Origin of the sequence: Streptomyces sp. NPDC058371, from assembly GCF_042723265.1 — a bacterium.
Lineage (GTDB): Bacteria > Actinomycetota > Actinomycetes > Streptomycetales > Streptomycetaceae > Streptomyces.
Map to the genome: position 1 here is coordinate 48,672 of NZ_JBHXJC010000018.1, position 17,099 is coordinate 65,770.

The 17,099-nt window shown below is 70.8% G+C and carries 12 protein-coding genes, 1 pseudogene and 1 riboswitch; of the genes and pseudogenes, 6 read left to right on the top strand and 7 right to left on the bottom strand.

Annotation, left to right across the window (positions count from 1 at the left end; translation table 11 throughout):
* Positions 1 to 103: 103 nt before the first annotated feature.
* Positions 104 to 2,959, bottom strand: a complete 2,856-nt coding sequence (locus ACFWM2_RS35605) for a GNAT family N-acetyltransferase (RefSeq protein WP_383288805.1) — start codon at positions 2,957 to 2,959, stop codon at positions 104 to 106.
* Between the two features lie 222 nt (positions 2,960 to 3,181).
* Here ACFWM2_RS35605 and ACFWM2_RS35610 point away from each other — a divergent pair, with 222 nt between their 5' ends.
* Positions 3,182 to 3,463, top strand: a complete 282-nt coding sequence (locus ACFWM2_RS35610) for an HPr family phosphocarrier protein (RefSeq protein WP_383288808.1) — start codon at positions 3,182 to 3,184, stop codon at positions 3,461 to 3,463.
* A gap of 226 nt (positions 3,464 to 3,689) precedes the next feature.
* Here the strand turns inward: ACFWM2_RS35610 and ACFWM2_RS35615 are convergent, their stop codons facing one another.
* From ACFWM2_RS35615 to ACFWM2_RS35630, 4 genes are all read right to left on the bottom strand, one after another.
* Positions 3,690 to 4,394, bottom strand: coding sequence for a GntR family transcriptional regulator (locus ACFWM2_RS35615; protein WP_383288811.1), 705 nt, complete (start codon positions 4,392 to 4,394; stop codon positions 3,690 to 3,692).
* Positions 4,395 to 4,618: 224 nt separating this feature from the next.
* Positions 4,619 to 5,383 carry a M23 family metallopeptidase gene (locus ACFWM2_RS35620; RefSeq protein ID WP_383288815.1) on the bottom strand — a complete coding sequence of 255 codons (765 nt, stop codon included), beginning with the start codon at positions 5,381 to 5,383 and terminating at the stop codon, positions 4,619 to 4,621.
* 12 nt (positions 5,384 to 5,395) lie between these two features.
* Positions 5,396 to 5,555, bottom strand: a riboswitch (cyclic di-AMP (ydaO/yuaA leader).
* A 233-nt stretch (positions 5,556 to 5,788) separates the two neighbouring features.
* Complete coding sequence (locus ACFWM2_RS35625; protein ID WP_383288818.1) at positions 5,789 to 7,177, bottom strand: M16 family metallopeptidase; 1,389 nt, start codon at positions 7,175 to 7,177, stop codon at positions 5,789 to 5,791.
* Entirely contained in the window at positions 7,174 to 8,541 is a 1,368-nt protein-coding gene (locus ACFWM2_RS35630; RefSeq protein WP_383288821.1) for a M16 family metallopeptidase, read from the bottom strand. Before ACFWM2_RS35630 ends, ACFWM2_RS35625 begins: the two co-directional genes overlap by 4 nt.
* A 316-nt stretch (positions 8,542 to 8,857) precedes the next feature.
* Here ACFWM2_RS35630 and ACFWM2_RS35635 point away from each other — a divergent pair, with 316 nt between their 5' ends.
* Positions 8,858 to 11,314 carry a DNA topoisomerase (ATP-hydrolyzing) subunit A gene (locus tag ACFWM2_RS35635; RefSeq protein WP_383288824.1) on the top strand — a complete coding sequence of 819 codons (2,457 nt, stop codon included), beginning with the start codon at positions 8,858 to 8,860 and terminating at the stop codon, positions 11,312 to 11,314.
* A gap of 57 nt (positions 11,315 to 11,371) precedes the next feature.
* Here ACFWM2_RS35635 and ACFWM2_RS35640 read toward each other — a convergent pair whose 3' ends face one another.
* Complete coding sequence (locus tag ACFWM2_RS35640) at positions 11,372 to 12,538, bottom strand: CobW family GTP-binding protein (protein WP_383288827.1); 1,167 nt, start codon at positions 12,536 to 12,538, stop codon at positions 11,372 to 11,374.
* 316 nt (positions 12,539 to 12,854) lie between these two features.
* Here ACFWM2_RS35640 and ACFWM2_RS35645 point away from each other — a divergent pair, with 316 nt between their 5' ends.
* From ACFWM2_RS35645 to ACFWM2_RS35655, 3 genes and pseudogenes are all read left to right on the top strand, one after another.
* The gene (locus ACFWM2_RS35645) at positions 12,855 to 13,412 is read left to right on the top strand and encodes a DUF6082 family protein (RefSeq protein WP_383288830.1); all 558 of its coding nucleotides are present in this window, start codon (positions 12,855 to 12,857) and stop codon (positions 13,410 to 13,412) included.
* Positions 13,413 to 13,688: 276 nt separating this feature from the next.
* Positions 13,689 to 13,919 (top strand): annotated as a pseudogene (locus ACFWM2_RS35650) (hypothetical protein); the annotation flags it as partial.
* A 117-nt stretch (positions 13,920 to 14,036) separates the two neighbouring features.
* Positions 14,037 to 14,273 (top strand): hypothetical protein, encoded by a 237-nt coding sequence (locus tag ACFWM2_RS35655; protein WP_383289086.1) that lies wholly within the window; start codon positions 14,037 to 14,039, stop codon positions 14,271 to 14,273.
* Positions 14,274 to 14,531: 258 nt separating this feature from the next.
* Here ACFWM2_RS35655 and ACFWM2_RS35660 read toward each other — a convergent pair whose 3' ends face one another.
* Complete coding sequence (locus tag ACFWM2_RS35660) at positions 14,532 to 15,713, bottom strand: citrate synthase (protein WP_383288832.1); 1,182 nt, start codon at positions 15,711 to 15,713, stop codon at positions 14,532 to 14,534.
* A gap of 106 nt (positions 15,714 to 15,819) precedes the next feature.
* Between ACFWM2_RS35660 and ACFWM2_RS35665 the strand changes: the two genes are divergently transcribed.
* Positions 15,820 to 17,082: a citrate synthase gene (locus ACFWM2_RS35665; protein ID WP_383288835.1), complete on the top strand. Its 1,263-nt coding sequence runs from the start codon at positions 15,820 to 15,822 to the stop codon at positions 17,080 to 17,082.
* Positions 17,083 to 17,099: the final 17 nt, after the last annotated feature.

Consider the following 17,099-nt stretch of genomic DNA (forward strand, 5'->3'; position numbering starts at 1 on the left):
GTGCACTGACTGCGAGGCACCGCTCGCGAGTGTCTGTCGGGCTCGGAATCGACCGGGTGTCCACCGCGAGCCGAGCCCCCGGGCCCGTCCGGCTCGGGCGGGATCAGATGACGGGCAGCGTGCGCGGCCCGAGGTCGTCACGGGCGGGCGGGCGCGCGAGCCGCACGGTGGCGCCGAGCGCGCTCAGGCCCTGGGCGGCGACGACCACGGGTTCCAGGGAGACTCCGACGACCTCAGGGTGGTCGTCGACCAGCCGCGACAGGCGCAGCAGCAGCTCTTCGAGCGCGGCCGTGTCGACCGGTGCCGAGCCCCGCCAGCCGAACAGGAGTGGTGCCGTCCGGATCGACCGCACCAGCGAGGTCGCGTCCCGGTCCGTGACCGGGATCAGGCGGTGCGCGACGTCCCCGAGCAGCTGCGAGGCGGCTCCGGCGAGCCCGAACGAGAGGACGGCGCCGGCCGCCGGGTCGATGACGGCACGTACGACCGTGTCGACACCGCGCGGGGCCATGCTCTGCACGACCGGCCGCAGCTCTTCGGGTGTGCCGAACAGCTCGGTCAACTCGGTGTACGTCCGCCGCAGTTGCTCCTCGTCCGCCAGATCCAGTCGGACGCCTCCGAGGTCGGCGCGGTGGCGCAGGTGCGGGGCGGTGGCCTTGAGGGCCACGGGGTAGCCGAGGGTGCGCGCGGCCGCGGCGGCCTCGTCGGGCGTGGGCGCGGGCAGCGCACGGCGTACGTCGATGCCGTACCGCCCGAGCAGGGCGCAGGCGTCCGCCTCGCCCAGCGTCAGCCCCTCCCCGCCCGCGAGCAGCCCGTCGATCAGCTCGGCGGCGCCCTTCTCGTCGATGTCCTCGTACTCGGGGACCTTGCCGGGCTCCGCGACCTCGCGCCGCCACTGCGCGTAGTTCACCGCTTCGGCGAGGGCGCGGACGGCCCGCTCGGCGGCGGGGTAGGCGGGGATGAGACGGGAGCCGGCGGTCCCGGGGTCACGGAGGGCCTGGGGCGGTGGAGGCGTGGTCTCCGGAGGTGCAGCTGCCGTGGAGGGCCGCTGCGGTACGTCCTCGGCCTGCGCATCGGGTGTTTCCACCGGAGCTCTCGGCGCGGTGCTGGCGGCGGCGGACAGGGCCTCGGCGAGCCCGCCCAGCTCGACGTGGACCACCAGGACCGGCTTCGCCGGAGCCGCCGCGGCGGCCGAGCGCAGGGCCTCGGCCAGGGCCTCGTCGGCCGCCGACTCCTCCCCCACCGCCGGGATGGCGGTCACGACCACGGCGTCGCACGTGTCGTCGGCCAGCGCCCGGGCCAGCGCGCGGTGGAAGTCGTCGGCCGAGGCCGCCGTCGTCAGATCCAGCGGGGAAAGCGGCCGCAGCCCCTGAGCCAGACACGCGTCGTACGTGAGCAGCCCCAATGATTCCGAGTTGCCCAGGATGGCCACCCGGGGGCCGCGCGGGAGCGGCTGGCGGGCCAGCAGGAGGCCCGCGTCGACGAGCTCGGTGATCGTGTCCACCCGGATCACGCCGGCCTGCCGCAGCAGTGCGGAGACGGTCGCGTGCGGCAGCCGCGTGGCCCGTACGGCATGCCCCTGGGGAGTGACCGCGTGCCGTGCGCCCTGCACCACGACCAGCGGCTTCGCCGCCGCGGTCCGCCGGGCGAGCCGGGTGAACTTGCGCGGGTTGCCGATGGATTCGAGGTACATCAGGGCGACATCGGTGTCCGGGTCGTCGTACCAGTACTGGAGTACGTCGTTGCCGGACACGTCCGCGCGGTTGCCGGACGAGACGAAGGTGGACACGCCGGTCACGCCGGTGACCCCGCCGCCGCGCCGCTGCAGCCGGGACAGCAGCGCGATCCCGATCGCGCCGGACTGCGCGAACAGGCCGATCCGGCCGGGCGGCGGCATCTCCGGCGCGAGCGAGGCGTTGAGCCGCACGTCGGGTGAGGTGTTGATGACCCCGAAGGCGTTCGGTCCGATGATGCGCATGCCGTACGTCCGCGCCTGGCGCACCAGCTCGCGCTGGCGCTCGCGCCCCTCCGGGCCGCTTTCCGCGTACCCGGCGGAGACGACCACGAGGCCCTGCACTCCGTGCTCACCGCACTCCGCGACGACCTCGGGCACCAGCGGTGCGGGAACGGCGACGACCGCGAGGTCGACGGGCTCGGCGATGTCGCGGACGGAGCGGTGCGCCGGGACCCCGTCGAGCTCCTTCCCCTCGAGGGCCCTGTTCACCGCGTACAGCCGCCCGGCGAAACCGGCGGCACGGAGGTTTTCGAGGACGCTGCGGCCCACGCCGCCGGGTGTGCGGCCCGCGCCGATCACGGCCACCGAGCCCGGCGCGAGCAGCCGCTGCACGGACCGCGCCTCGGCGCGCTGCTCCCGGGCCCACTGCACCGCGCGCGAGCGGTCCGTCGGCTCCAGGTCGAACTCCAGCCGGACGACGCCGTCCTCGAAGCTGCGCTTCTGGGTGTACCCGGCGTCCGTGAACACCTTGATCATCTTGTTGTTGGCGGGCAGCACCTCGGCGGCGAACCGGCGGATGCCACGCTCCCGGGCCACCGCCCCGATGTGTTCGAGGAGTGCGGAGGCGACGCCGCGTCCCTGGTGGGCGTCCTGCACGAGGAAGGCGACCTCGGCCTCGTCCGCGGGGGCCGAGGCGGGCCGGCCGTCCGCACTGATGCGATCGAACCGTACGGTGGCGATGAACTCGCCGCCGATCGTGGCCGCGAGTCCCACCCGGTCCACGAAGTCGTGGTGCGTGAAGCGGTGGACGTCCTTGGCGGACAGCCGCGGGTAGGGCGCGAAGAAGCGGTAGTACTTCGACTCGTCAGAGACCTGTTCGTAGAAGCTGACCAGGCGGTCGGCGTCGTCGACGGTGATGGGCCGGACGCGCGCGGTACCGCCGTCGCGCAGCACCACGTCGGCCTCCCAGTGGGCGGGGTACTCGTGCCGATCCGACGAGGTCTGCATGCGCCCCAGACTACGGCTCGCGTACGACAACAGCGCGGGGCAGGCTTGGGGTGGCGCACACCCCCCGGGGGCACCCGCGGAGTGTGCGGCACAGACATCCTGGGGGTTGTCCCGGGGAGTCGAAGGTCCGTCCGGGCCCGGGCCCAAGGCCCGCTCCGGGCACGCTTCACCGTATGGGACACTGGTCTAGACAACCCTGAAAAACCTGAAGGGCAGCATCGCATGGCTGAGCGCCGCGTCAACGTCGGCTGGGCCGAGGGCCTCCACGCCCGCCCCGCCTCCATCTTCGTCCGGGCGGCCACGGCCTCCGGCGTCCCCGTGACGATCGCCAAGGCGGACGGCAACCCCGTCAACGCCGCGTCGATGCTCGCGGTCCTCGGCCTGGGTGCCCAGGGCGGCGAGGAGATCGTCCTGGCCTCCGACGCGGAGGGCGCGGACACCGCGCTCGACCGTCTGGCCAAGCTGGTCTCCGAGGGGCTCGACGAGCTTCCCGAGACCGTCTGAGCTCGCTCGACTTCACGCCGGGGCTGCACGGCCCCGGCGGAAGCGGCCGCGCGCCGCGGGGGCTTCTCCCTTAATGGTGGCGACCACCGACGCCACATAAGAGATTGTCCCGAACGCACATCGAAGGGCTCGTCCGGTATTCCGGTCGAGCCCTTCGGCCTTTCCATTCTGCGGGCAGCAAAAATAATCCCCCGCGAATTACTCCTCTTTGTATACGGCGCTTTTGTTAATGCCGCAGGCCCGTCATGTTTACGGGATGTTGCGAAGTCCTCACACGGTCCGGGCGGTCCCCGCTATCCCCGCGCCCGGGGAAACGAAGGCGGTGCGCCGCGCTCGCCCGTTCGGTGTGCAGCGCGGTGATCGCGCGCGCCCGCTCGCTGTCGCCGCGCGCGACGGCGTCCACGATCCCGCCGTGCTCCGCCCAGGACTCCGCCGGGTTGGCCGGCGCCTCCACCGCGTACATCCAGGCGATCTTGTGCCGCAGCTGGGCGAGGGTGGACGTCAGCGCGGGGCTGCCGGACGCCTGTGCGAGCGTCTCGTGGAACCAGCCCCCCAGGGAGCGCAGATCGTCGCTGTGGCCCCTCCTGGCCCGCTCCTGGCCCAGTCTGACCAGGCCTCGCAATACCTTGAGGTGGGCTTCGGTGCGGCGCTGTGCGGCCCGGGCGGCGCCCAGCGGCTCCAGGAGCATCCGCATCTCCAGCAGGTCCGCGGCCTCCCGCTCGTTCGGCTCCGCGACGCACGCGCCCGCGTGCCGCCGGGTGACGACGAAGCCCTCGGCCTCCAGGGTGCGCAGCGCCTCGCGCACGGGGACGCGGGAGACGCCGTAGCGCCGCGCGAGCAGTTCCTCGGTGAGTCGGCCGCCCCGCTCGTAGACACCCGCGACGATGTCATCACGGATCGCCGTGCATACCGAGTGCGCCGGAATGCGCATGAGCGGACCTCCGCCTTAATCCTCGCGAAACGCCGTCGATTGACGCTTGTTCAGTGACTCTATTGCAGAGAGACGGAATTTCCGATGGCGGACCGGAATCCATGGATATTTTTTGGACAGCGGACCGTTCGAAACGGCGAAGGCCCCGGCTCTATGAGCCGGGGCCTTCGAAGTCCGTACGCGGTCGACCGGGCGCACGCGTGCGCGCGCCCCGCGGGCCTGTGTCAGACGTTCACGCCGTGCGAGCGGAGGTAGGCGACGGGGTCCATGTCCGAGCCGTACTCGGCCGTCGTACGGGCCTCGAAGTGGAGGTGGGGCCCGGTGGTGTTGCCGGTCGAGCCGGAGAGGGCTATCTGCTGCCCCGGGGTGACCGTCTGCCCCACGGAGACACCGATGGACGACAGGTGGCCGTACATGGTGTACGTACCGTCGTGCATCTTGATGACGATCTGGTTGCCGTACGCGCCTCCCCAGCCGGCCGTCACGACGGTGCCGGAGCCCACGGCGTGGACGGCGGTGCCGGACGCGGCGTGGAAGTCCACACCGGTGTGGCTGCCGGAGGACCAGAGGCTGCCGCCGGTCTTGTAGCCCGTGGAGACGTACGAGCCGGTGATCGGCGAGACGAAGGTGTTGAGGCGCTTGCGCTCGGCGGCGCGGGCGGCACGGGCCTTGGCCTCGCGCTCCTTCTCGGCCTTCTCCGCGGCGCGCTTCCTGGCGGCCTCCTCGGCCTTCTTCAGCGCGGCGGCCTCCTCGGCCGCCTGCTGCTGGGCGGCGGCCTGCGCGTCGATCTGGTCGGCGACCGAGTCGCCGATGGTGACGGCCTGGGTCAGCCCGGTCTGTTCTACGGAAGTGTCCGCGGCGAATGCCGGAGCGGCCAGGGTTCCGATGACACCGGTGGTGGTGAGCACTGCGACGCCTGCGGCGTTCTTGGTCGTACGGGTGAGCCTGCTCGGACGACGGTGCTTCCCGGTGGCACGGGTGAACGCCATGAAGGGGCTGGTCCTTTCCTTCCTTCTCGCCTACCGGGTTAGCTGACGGGTTCGGAGCAGGAAGGTCTCCTACGGGACCCTTCCAGGAAGGGCGCCCGATTCACCCCAGGGACTGCGATGGGTCCCCGGCTCCCCTGGCTCGCGCCGTACGGGGACTCGGCGATGACTGTCCGGTGCCGCGGACGCGGCGCACTGCCTGACGAACAGCCGGACTGACGCTAAACGGGACATCTTTCAATCGACAAACGGATCACGGCTTTTGTAGTGCATGCCACAGGGCAGATGCATGATCAACCCATCAATACGGACATATTGAGGGCGAGTCCGGGCAAGCCACTCCGAAGTACGGACAAAGAAGGGCCCAGGCGACTCTTCAGTCACCTGGGCCCGTTGGGAGTTGTCGCTCTACTCCGCGGTCACGACGCTCACTTCACCGATCCCGAGGGCTCGTACGGGCTCCGCGATCTGTGCCGCGTCGCCGACGAGGACGGTCACCAGCCGGTCCACCGGGAAGGCACTCACAGCGGCCGCGGTGGCCTCCACGGTGCCCGTCGCGGCGAGCTGCTGGTACAGCGTCGACTGGTAGTCGTCCGGCAGGTGCTGCTCGACCTGGTCCGCCAGCGTGCTCGCCACGGCCGCGGCCGTCTCGAACTTGAGGGGCGCGACACCCACCAGGTTCTGTACGGCGACATCGCGCTCGGCGTCCGTCAGGCCCTCCGCCGCGAGGGTGCGCAGCACCTTCCAGAGGTCGTCCAGCGCCGGGCCGGTGTTGGGCGTGTCCACGGAGCCGCTGATGGCGAGCATCGCGGCGCCCGTGCCGTCGGGAGCGGACCGCAGCACCTGGCCGAACGCCCGCACGCCGTAGGTGTATCCCTTCTCCTCGCGCAGGACGCGGTCCAGGCGCGAGGTGAGGGTGCCGCCGAGGCAGTACGTACCGAGCACCTGCGCGGGCCACACGCGGTCGTGCCGGTCGGCCCCGACGCGGCCGATGAGCAACTGCGTCTGGACGGCGCCGGGCCGGTCGACGATGATCACGCGGCCCCGGTCGTCGGCGGTCACCGGCGGCACCGGGCGCGGCTCGGCGGACGAGCCGGTCCAGGCACCGAGCGTGTCGGCGAGCAGCGCGTCGAGATCGACACCGGTGAGGTCACCGACGACCACGGCGGTGGCCGTGGCGGGGCGAACGTGCTTCTCGTAGAAGGCGCGTACGGCCGCCGAGTCGATGGCCTGCACGGTCTCCTCGGTGCCCTGGCGAGGGCGCGACATGCGCGAGGTGACCGGGAACAGCTCCTTGGAGAGCTCCTTTGCGGCGCGGCGGGCCGGGTTGGCGGTCTCGTGCGGGATCTCGTCCAGCCGGTTGCGGACCAGCCGCTCGATCTCGCTGTCGTCGAACGCCGGTGCCCTCAGGGCGTCGGCGAGCAGCCCGAGGGCCTTCGGCAGGCGCGACACCGGGACTTCGAGCGAGAGGCGCACACCGGGGTGGTCGGCGTGCGAGTCGAGAGTGGCGCCGCAGCGCTCCAGCTCGGCGGCGAACTCCTCGGCGGAGTGTTTGTCGGTGCCCTCGGAGAAGGCCCGGGCCATGATCGTGCCCACACCGTCGAGACCGGCCGGCTCGGCGTCCAGGGGCGCGTCGACGAGCACCTCGACGGCGACGACCTGCTGACCGGGGCGGTGGCAGCGCAGCACCGTCAGGCCGTTGTCGAGCGCGCCGCGCCCGGGGGCCGGGAACGCCCACGGCCTGGCCTCGCCGGCCTGGGGCTGCGGGTGGAACTCCATGCTCGCGAGCTCGGTCACTTCGCCGACTCCTCGTCCTCGTCGGTGGCTTCGGCGGCCGCTGCGGCTTCCGCCTCTTCGGCGGCTGTCGGCTCGTACACGAGCACCGCGCGGTTGTCGGGCCGCAGCCGGGCCTTGGCGATCTCCTGCACCTCTTCGGGGGTGATGGAGAGCACGCGCTGTACGGCGGTCAGGGCGAGCTGGGGGTCGCCGAACAGGACGGCGTACCGGCACAGTTCGTCGGCGCGGCCCGCGACCGTGCCGAGCCGGTCGAGCCACTCGCGCTCCAACTGGGCCTGGGCGCGCTCCATCTCCTCGGTCGTGGGGCCCTCCGCGGCGAACCGGGCGAGCTCCTCGTCGACCGCGGCCTCGATGACCGGGACCTCGACGTCACCGGACGTCTTCACGTCGAGCCACCCCAGGGAGGGCGCCCCGGCGAGCCGCAGCAGGCCGAACCCGGCGGCGACAGCCGTGCGGTCGCGGCGTACCAGCCGGTTGTAGAGGCGGGACGACTCGCCGCCGCCGATGACCGTCAGCGCGAGGTCCGCCGCGTCGCACGCGCGCGTGCCGTCCTCCGGGAGGCGGTAGGCGGCCATCAGCGCACGCGCCGGGACCTCCTCCTCGAGGACTTCGCGCAGCTGCTCCCCGATGACCTCCGGCAGGGAGCCGTCGCGCGGCGCGGGCTTGCCGTCGTGTCCGGCGATGGAGCCGAAGTACTTCTCGATCCAGACGAGGGTCTGCTCCGGGTCGATGTCCCCGACGACCGACAGGACCGCGTTGTTGGGCGCGTAGTAGGTGCGGAAGAACGCGCGGGCGTCCTCCAGGGTGGCCGCGTCCAGATCCGCCATGGATCCGATCGGGGTGTGGTGGTACGGGTGGCCCTCCGGGTAGGCGAGGGCGGTCAGCTTCTCGAAGGCCGTGCCGTAGGGGACGTTGTCGTAGCGCTGCCTGCGCTCGTTCTTGACGACGTCCCGCTGGTTCTCCATCGACTCCTCGTCGAGCGCGGTGAGGAGCGAGCCCATGCGGTCGGCCTCCAACCAGAGCGCGAGCTCCAGCTGGTGGGTGGGCATGGTCTCGAAGTAGTTCGTGCGCTCGAAGCTGGTCGTGCCGTTCAGCGAGCCGCCGGCGCCCTGGACGAGCTCGAAGTGGCCGTTGCCCTTCACCTGGCCCGAGCCCTGGAACATCAGGTGCTCGAAGAGGTGGGCGAGTCCCGTACGCCCCTTGACCTCGTGGCGCGAGCCGACGTCGTACCAGAGGCACACCGCTGCGACCGGGGTCAGGTGGTCCTCGGAGAGCACCACGCGCAGGCCGTTGGCCAGGCGGTGCTCGGTCGCTGTCAGGCCTCCGGAGCCTGCCTCAGCTGTGGCCGTGTGACCCATGGGCATGTACGTCCCTTCGATCGCGGAAACTGCAGAATTCCTGCCGGTCCTGCCACTGTATGCAAGCGCGCAGACGGCTGGCGAAGTTCCCGCACCTCGTACGCCGAGAGCGAGACTTCCGTACGCCGGGAGCGGGACGGCCGAAAGGGCCGGGAAGGAGCCGTCGGGTGACGGGATCCGGGGGTGCGGACGCGCCGTGACGACGTGCGCACGGCCCGGCCCGGAGCGTGAACGGACGGGTCGTGGTCCGCGTTGTCAGTGGAGCGGTCCACAATGGTGCGCGTCAGATCCCGTTCATGTTGGTGAAGGAGCCGCAGCAGCGATGGCCCGCCGCAGCACGAAGACCCCGCCGCCCGACGACTTCGAGGAGCGGATCCTCGACATCGACGTCGTCGACGAGATGCAGGGCTCCTTCCTCGAGTACGCGTACTCGGTCATCTACTCCCGGGCCCTGCCGGACGCCCGCGACGGGCTCAAGCCCGTACACCGCCGCATCGTCTACCAGATGAACGAGATGGGCCTGCGCCCCGACCGCGGCTATGTGAAGTGTGCCCGCGTCGTCGGCGAGGTCATGGGCAAGCTCCACCCGCACGGCGACGCGTCGATCTACGACGCCCTGGTGCGCCTGGCGCAGCCCTTCTCGATGCGGCTGCCCCTGGTCGACGGGCACGGCAACTTCGGCTCGCTGGGCAACGACGACCCGCCCGCCGCCATGCGGTACACCGAGTGCCGGATGGCCGACGCGACGTCCCTGATGACGGAGTCGATCGAAGAGAACACGGTCGACTTCGCGCCGAACTACGACGGCCAGGAGCAGGAGCCGGGCGTCCTGCCGGCCGCGTATCCGAACCTCCTGGTCAACGGCTCTTCCGGCATCGCCGTCGGCATGGCCACCAACATGCCGCCGCACAACCTCGGCGAGATCATCGCGGCCGCCCGCCACCTGATCCGCTACCCGGGCGCCGACCTGGACACGCTGATGAAGTACGTCCCCGGCCCCGACCTGCCCACCGGCGGCCGCATCGTCGGTCTCTCCGGGATCAGGGACGCGTACGAGTCGGGCCGCGGCACCTTCAAGATCCGCGCCACGGTGGCGGTGGACAACGTGACGGCGCGCCGCAAGGGCCTGATCGTCACCGAACTGCCCTTCGCCGTCGGCCCGGAGAAGGTGATCGCCAAGATCAAGGACCTGGTCGGCGCGAAGAAGCTGCAGGGTATCGCCGACGTCAAGGACCTCACCGACCGTTCGCACGGGCTGCGCCTGGTCATCGAGATCAAGAACGGCTTCGTGCCGGAAGCGGTCCTGGAGCAGCTCTACAAGCTGACGCCGATGGAGGAGTCCTTCGGTATCAACAACGTGGCTCTGGTGGACGGTCAGCCGCTCACCCTGGGCCTCAAGGAGCTGCTGGAGGTCTATCTCGACCACCGCTTCGAGGTCGTGCGCCGCCGCAGCGAGTTCCGCCGCAGCAAGAAGCGCGACCGGCTGCATCTCGTCGAGGGCCTCCTGGTCGCCCTCATCGACATCGACGAGGTCATCCGGCTGATCCGGTCCAGCGAGAACTCCGCGCAGGCGAAGGAGCGCCTGATCGAGCGCTTCTCGCTCAGCGACGTGCAGACGCAGTACATCCTGGACACGCCGCTGCGCCGGCTGACCAGGTTCGACCGCATCGAGCTGGAGTCGGAGCGCGACCGGCTGAACGGCGAGATCGACGAGCTGACCGGCATCCTGGACTCGGACGCCGAGCTGCGCAAGATGGTCTCCGGCGAACTGGCCGCGGTGGCCAAGAAGTTCGGCACCGACCGGCGCACGGTGCTGCTGCAGTCCGCCGGTGCCCCCGCGGCGACCGTTCCGCTCCAGGTCGCGGACGACCCGTGCCGCGTCCTGCTGTCCTCGACGGGTCTGCTCGCCCGTACGGCGAACGGCGACCCCTTCGGGGAGGACGCGGACGACCGGCGCGCCAAGCACGACGTGATCGTCTCCGCGGTGCCGGCGACGGCCCGCGGCGAGATCGGCGCGGTCATCTCCTCCGGCCGCCTGTTGCGGCTGAACGTGATCGACCTCCCGCAGCTGCCGGAGACGGCCTCGGTGCCGAACCTCTCCGGGGGCGCGCCGATTTCGGAGTTCCTGTCCTCGCTGGAGGCCGGCGAGACGGTGATCGGTCTGACGACGCTCGACGAGTCCTCGCCGGGCCTCGCGATCGGCACGGAGCAGGGCGTCGTCAAGCGGGTGGTCCCCGACTATCCCTCCAACAAGGAGGAGCTGGAGGTCATCACGCTCAAGGACGGCGACCGCATCGTCGGCGCCGTCGAGCTGAGGACCGGCGAGGAGGACCTGGTCTTCATCACCGACGACGCGCAACTGCTGCGCTACCAGGCCTCGCAGGTCCGACCGCAGGGTCGCCCCGCCGGCGGTATGGCGGGCATCAAGCTCACCGACGGCGCGAAGGTGATCTCGTTCACGGCGGTCGACCCGGCGGTGGACGCCGTCGTGTTCACGGTGGCGGGCTCGCGCGGCACCCTGGACGACTCGGTCCAGACGACCGCCAAGCTGACCCCCTTCGACCAGTATCCGCGGAAGGGCCGCGCCACGGGTGGCGTGCGCTGCCAGCGGTTCCTGAAGGGCGAGGACTGCCTGTCGCTGGGCTGGGCCGGCCCCACCCCGGCGCGTGCCGCGCAGAAGAACGGCACGCCGGCCGAGCTGCCGGAGATGGACCCGCGCCGCGACGGATCGGGCGTGTCGCTGGCGAAGACCGTGTCGGTGGTGGCGGGACCGGCGTAGGTCAGCCGGCGTCCAGGTCCTCGGGACCGGGCTTCTCGGTCAGGTCCGGCTCGTAGGTCAGTCGATGTCCAGGTCCTCGGGATCCGGTTCCGCGGTCGGGTCCGGCTCCTCGACAGCTTCCGGATCCCGCTCCTCGACGGCTTCCGGATCCGGCTGTTGTACGTAGCGGAGGACGCCCCACATGCTGTGCTCGTCGGCATGTGGGGCGTCCTCTTTGCACGCCTCCAGCTCCTTGCCGAGGGCCCCGGTGTCGATGCCGGAGCCGATGAGGACGAGCTGGGTGAGGCGTTCGCCGGCACCGCCCCAGGGCTCCGGGCGGAAACGCAGGAACCGTCCGACGGCGTGCACGGCGTACCGGTTGCCGCTGTCGTGGGCGCCGAAGTCGACGTACCCCTTGATGCGGTACAGCCCCTCGGGCCTGCTGTCGAGGAAGGCCATCAACCGCCGCGGGTCGAGAGGGACCTGAGAGGTGAAGGAGAGCGACTCGTAGGCGGAGTGCAGATGCCCGCGGTGGTCCACGTGCTCCTCGGCATCGCCTCCATGATCATGCAGATCGTCGAAGGACAGCTGCCCGACGCGCTCCTCGCTCGGCCTGCGGTCGAAGAGGAACTCGGGGTCGATACGGCCGTAGGCGGCGGGCACGACGGCCGCGCCGTCGGCGAGGTCCCGGACGACGCCGAGCACGCGCTCGCCGTCGTCGGCCCGGTCGATCTTGTTGACGACGACGAGATCGGCGAGGGCCAGATGCCGGTCGATCTCGGGGTGCTTGTCGCGCGTGCCGTCGAACTCGGCGGCGTCCACGACCTCGACGAGCCCGCCGTAGACGATCCGCGGCTGCTCACTCGCGAGCACCATCCGCACGAGCTCCTGCGGCTCGGCGAGCCCGCTCGCCTCGATGACGATGACGTCGATACGGGCGGAGGGCCGGGCGAGCCGCTCCAGATAGACGTCGAGCTCACTCGCGTCGACGGCGCAGCACAGACACCCGTTGCCGAGCGAGACGGTCGAGTCCCCGAGCGCCCCCGCCACGGCCATCGCGTCGATCTCGATGGCCCCGAAGTCGTTGACGATCGCCCCGATCCGACTGCCTCCGCCGCGGTGCAGCAGATGGTTGAGGAGGGTGGTCTTGCCGGAGCCCAGGAAGCCGGCGAGGACGATGACCGGGATGTTCTCGAGCGGTGTCCGCTCGGCCGGGATCCGGTGCGGGCTGGGCTGGCTCAACATGCGCCCTTTCTGAACCTGTGCGTACACCGGCGCGTGGACCGGCTCTCGTACGAGGAATGAATGCCGACCCAGGATACGAGTGGGAGGAATCGCCGCGAAGTGAACGATTCTCAGCAGCGCTCGCGGGGCACACGTTTGGCATGGCGCCGGAACGCGCGACCCGCACTTCCCTCCGTGCGCCTCCTCTCCGCCTCCCTGCCGGTCAGAGCCGCTCGGCACCCTGGGAGACGGCAAGCGCGCCGCCCATCGCTCGCCGGTCCCCTCCTGCCCACCCGCACCGCCGACCGGCGGACGGTCGCCTGATTCGGGGGTTGACATGGCCACACGGAAAATCGGGGTACGGGGACTGGGCTCCGCTGCCGCGACAGGGATCGGTCTGGTGGCGGGCGCCCTCGTCACTCTGGCCGCCCAGCGGCACGCACACGACTCACTGCGCGTACGGATCGAGCGCATGGAGCAGAACAACCGCGCACAACGCCATGCCAACCTCACGCATCAGCAGCGTCTGCACTGGGAGCTGCTGAGCAAGGCCATGGACGATCCCGAGCTGGCCGAGGTGTTGAACACCTACGAGGAGGCCGTCCCGCTCAACCGGCAGCGCCAGTTCCTCTTCGCCAATGCCCTGTACACCAATGCCCTCTGCTACTACCGGATCGGCAACATCAGCCGTGAGGAGTTCTTCGGGTTCGTCCGGGGCATCCTGCAGAACCCCGTCTTCCGGGAGTACTGGTATGCCACCCGGCCCCATCGGGCGACGCTGATCGACACCTCCGAAGAGGCCGAGCTCGGACGGATGGTCGAAGATCTGCTCCGCCAACTGGAGGAGACGGACATCGACGAGTGGTGGGTGGTGGGTGAGCCGCCGAGCGAGTAGGGCCCAGGCCCACCGGCGGTGCCGGGCGTGAACGCTCGCATGCCGCCCCACCCTCCCGAGGGATCACACCGTCGGGCCATAACGAACAGGTAAATCCACGCGTTTCCCCTGATGCCAACAGGGTTGACTGCTCCGCGATCGCGTTAAGAGTCGACCCCCACCGAACCGTCGCTCCGTGCCGCTCGGTCGTCGAGGTAGCAGCCCCACAGGGCCGCATCGCACCGCGCAGCGACAGCGCGCAGGCACTCAGCCTCGAGACCAAGGGAAACGTGAACAGTGAGTCAGATCAGCCGTCGGCTTGGCCTTCCTCCGAGAGCTCGAGGAAGCGTATCCGGGCAAAACTGCCCGGATATCTTCGAGTTGTCCGACGGGAACTTCGCGGTCATCGGCACGGATGCCACCGAGACGCTGGGCACTCGGCTCCCCGCCGACGCGACCCGCGCCGAGCATGAACGCATCGTGGTGATCACTCGCGAAACCCTGATTCACGCCAAGGCCGATATCCCGCTGGCCTCCGAAAGCCCTGGGACCTCCCGCGCGCTGGTCGGCGCGGGACGCTCAGGGACCGTCATCACCAGGCCTGTGCCCACACCCGCCCTCAGGGAAGGTCAACACCAGGTGGAAGTGAACATCGTCCGGCGCATCGGTGTGCCGCCTCAGCTACGAGGCAGCCTCAACGCAGGAACCTGCCCCGACATCTTCGAGCTCAGCGACGGCAACTTCGCCGTCATCGGCACGGAGGCCACGGCAGAACTCGACGCGAAACTGCCCGAGGACGCGGCTCGCGCGGATTACGAGCGCATCGTCATCATCAGCCGCGAAACGCTGATCCGAGCCAAGGGAGACATCCCTCCCGTCTAGGACCTGTCCGGCGATCAAGCCGGTTGGCGGCATCCGTCCCGCGGTCCGTACGACGGATCGGACTCCGGGCAGCACCCGTCCCGCGGGCTGTACGACGGATCGGGCTCTGGGCGACACCGTTCCGCGGTCCGTACGACGGATCGGACTCCGGCAACATCCACCCCGCCGGGGCGGCACGCATCCAGAAGCTGATGCGACACTCCGGGGCTCGGCACCAGACTCGGTGCCGAGCCCACCGGGTCTCTGCCCGCGCGGAGTTCAGGCCACCGCGGGCACCGCCGCGGGCGCAACAGGTCCGACATACCGCGCCGCGGGCCGGATGATCTTCGAATCCTGTGCCTGCTCAAGGATGTTGGCGCTCCAGCCGACCACGCGGGCCGCCGCGAAGGTCGGCGTGAACATCTCACGGGGCAGGCCGCAGAGTTCCATGACGACCCCCGCGTAGAACTCGACGTTCGTGTGGAGTTCGCGGCCGGGCTTGAGCTCGGCGAGGATCGCTTCCACCCGGCTTTCGACCTCGACCGCCAGGTCGACCAGCGGGCCGCCGAACTGCTCGGCGATGTCGCGGAGCATCCGGGAGCGGGGATCCTCGGTGCGGTAGACGGGGTGGCCGAACCCCATGATGCGATCGCCGGCGAGCACGCGCTCGCGGATCCAGGGCTCGATGCGGTCACGCGTACCGATCGCGTCCAGGGTGTCGAGGGCGCGACTCGGGGCGCCTCCGTGCAGCGGACCCGACAGAGCGCCCACCGCACCCACGAGGCCCGCCGCCACGTCGGCTCCCGTCGACGCGATCACCCGCGCCGTGAAGGTTGACGCATTGAATCCATGGTCAATCGTTGAGATGAGGTACTGCTCGATCGCCCTGGCCCGCGCCTGCTCCGGCTCCGAACCCGTCAGCATGTAGAGGTAGTTCGCCGCGTACGACAGGTCGTCGCGCGGCTCGACCGGGTCGAGCCCCTGCCCGAGCCGGTACAGCGCGGTGAGCAGCGTCGGTACGGCGGCGGACGCGGCGAGGGTGTCGGCGCGGCGCCGGTCGGCGCTGACGTCGTAGACGGGCCGGAACCCCAGAGCAGCACCGAGCAGCGACAACGCCGTGCGCATCCCCGCGAGGGGCCCGCTCCGGCCACTCGCGGCGGCGATCCCGGGCAATGCTGCCCGTACCTCGTCGGGCAGCCTGCGCAGCGCCGCCGTCCGCGCCGTGAACGCCGTCCGCTGCGCCGCGTCCGGCAGTTCGCCATGCACGAACAGGTGCCAGACGTCCTCGAATCCTCGGCTCTGCGCGAGCTCGACGGCCGAGTACTGGCGGTAGTGGTAGAAGCCCTCCAAACCCCTCACGTCACCCAGCGCGGTGTCGGTGACGACGACACCGGCGAGACCTCGCGGGACTTCGACAGGAGCGAGGGACGCGGTGGCGGTGGCGGCCCGGTTGTTCGACATGTTTCCTCCCTGGACTTGATTCGACTGTCCATGCTTGACTCGATCTCTGTCAATATTGATTGAATCAATGTGAATCAATGCCCCGCTACACGGATACGGTGACGCCATGAGGGATCAAGAACCGGCGACCCACGCCCACGACGCGGGCCGGCGGCTCACCACGAAAGAGACCGCCGAACTGCTCGGCGTGAAGCCCGAGACCGTCTACGCGTACGTCAGCCGCGGCCAGCTCAGCAGCCAGCGCGACCCGGGCGGGCGCGGCAGCACCTTCGGCGCCGCGGAGGTGGAGGCACTCGCTCGACGCAACAAGCGCGAGCCGAGCGGGAGTTCGACGGCGGGAGGCGAGCTCTCCGTCCGCACCCGCATCACACTGATCGACACGGACCGGTACTACTTCCGCGGCGTCGACGCGACCGAACTCGCCGCGCGTCACTCCTACGAAGAGATCGCCGAGTGGCTGTGGACCGGGCACCTGCGCCACGGAATCACGTTCACCGCCCCCGAGGCTTCCGTCACTGTGGCGCGCCGTGCCGTCGACGCGCTGCCGGAGCACAGCAGCCCGACCGACCGGCTACGGGTCGCCGCGATCGCCGCCGCGGCCGCGGACCCGCTGCGTTTCGACCTGTCGGAGAGCGCGGTACTCGGCACCGCACGCACCCTGATCCCCACCCTGGTCGCCGCGCTCCCGCCCCTGCGGTACGACCATCGCGACGAGGGCCCGCTGGCCCGGCGACTTTGGGGACGGCTCACCGGACGCGTACCCGACGAGGCATCACTGCGCGCCCTGGACACGGCACTCGGCCTGCTCGTCGATCACGACCTGGCCGCCTCGACCCTCGCGGTCCGGGTCGCCGCCTCGGCTCGGGCGCACGCCTACGCGGCCGTGTCGGCGGGCCTCGGCGTACTCGAGGGTCCCCTGCACGGGGCGGCCAGCGGCCTCGCGCACCGGCTGCTCCTGGACGTCCTGGACCGTGGCACCGCGGTCCCGGTGATCGCCGACGAACTGCGCGCGGGCCGCCGTATCCCCGGGCTCGGCCACCGGCTCTACCCGGGCGAGGACCCCCGCGCGCGTGCCCTGTTCGCCCTCCTGGAGGACGTACCGCACGCCGCGCCCGCCCTGGCCGCGGCCCAGGACATCGTGGCCACCACAGCCCGCCACACCCCCCTGCACGCCAATGTCGACCTCGCCCTGGCCGTGCTCACCGTCGCCTCCGGTATGCCCGCCACCGCCGGGGAGACCGTCTTCGCCGTCGCTCGCACGGCAGGCTGGATCGCACACACTCTGGAGGAGTACGGGGAGCGGCCGTTGCGGATGCGGCCGAGCGGGCTGTACGTGGGGGCGCGGCCGCCTCAGCGCCTTCCCGAGTGAGTGCTGGGCGCTCCGGC

Coding starts and splice junctions, on each gene's coding strand:
- ACFWM2_RS35605 (WP_383288805.1), bottom strand. CDS start 2,959: ATGCAGACCTCGTCGGATCGGCACGAGTACCCCGCCCACTGGGAGGCC.
- ACFWM2_RS35610 (WP_383288808.1), top strand. CDS start 3,182: ATGGCTGAGCGCCGCGTCAACGTCGGCTGGGCCGAGGGCCTCCACGCC.
- ACFWM2_RS35615 (WP_383288811.1), bottom strand. CDS start 4,394: ATGCGCATTCCGGCGCACTCGGTATGCACGGCGATCCGTGATGACATC.
- ACFWM2_RS35620 (WP_383288815.1), bottom strand. CDS start 5,383: ATGGCGTTCACCCGTGCCACCGGGAAGCACCGTCGTCCGAGCAGGCTC.
- ACFWM2_RS35630 (WP_383288821.1), bottom strand. CDS start 8,541: ATGCCCATGGGTCACACGGCCACAGCTGAGGCAGGCTCCGGAGGCCTG.
- ACFWM2_RS35635 (WP_383288824.1), top strand. CDS start 8,858: ATGGCCCGCCGCAGCACGAAGACCCCGCCGCCCGACGACTTCGAGGAG.
- ACFWM2_RS35640 (WP_383288827.1), bottom strand. CDS start 12,538: ATGTTGAGCCAGCCCAGCCCGCACCGGATCCCGGCCGAGCGGACACCG.
- ACFWM2_RS35645 (WP_383288830.1), top strand. CDS start 12,855: ATGGCCACACGGAAAATCGGGGTACGGGGACTGGGCTCCGCTGCCGCG.
- ACFWM2_RS35660 (WP_383288832.1), bottom strand. CDS start 15,713: ATGTCGAACAACCGGGCCGCCACCGCCACCGCGTCCCTCGCTCCTGTC.
- ACFWM2_RS35665 (WP_383288835.1), top strand. CDS start 15,820: ATGAGGGATCAAGAACCGGCGACCCACGCCCACGACGCGGGCCGGCGG.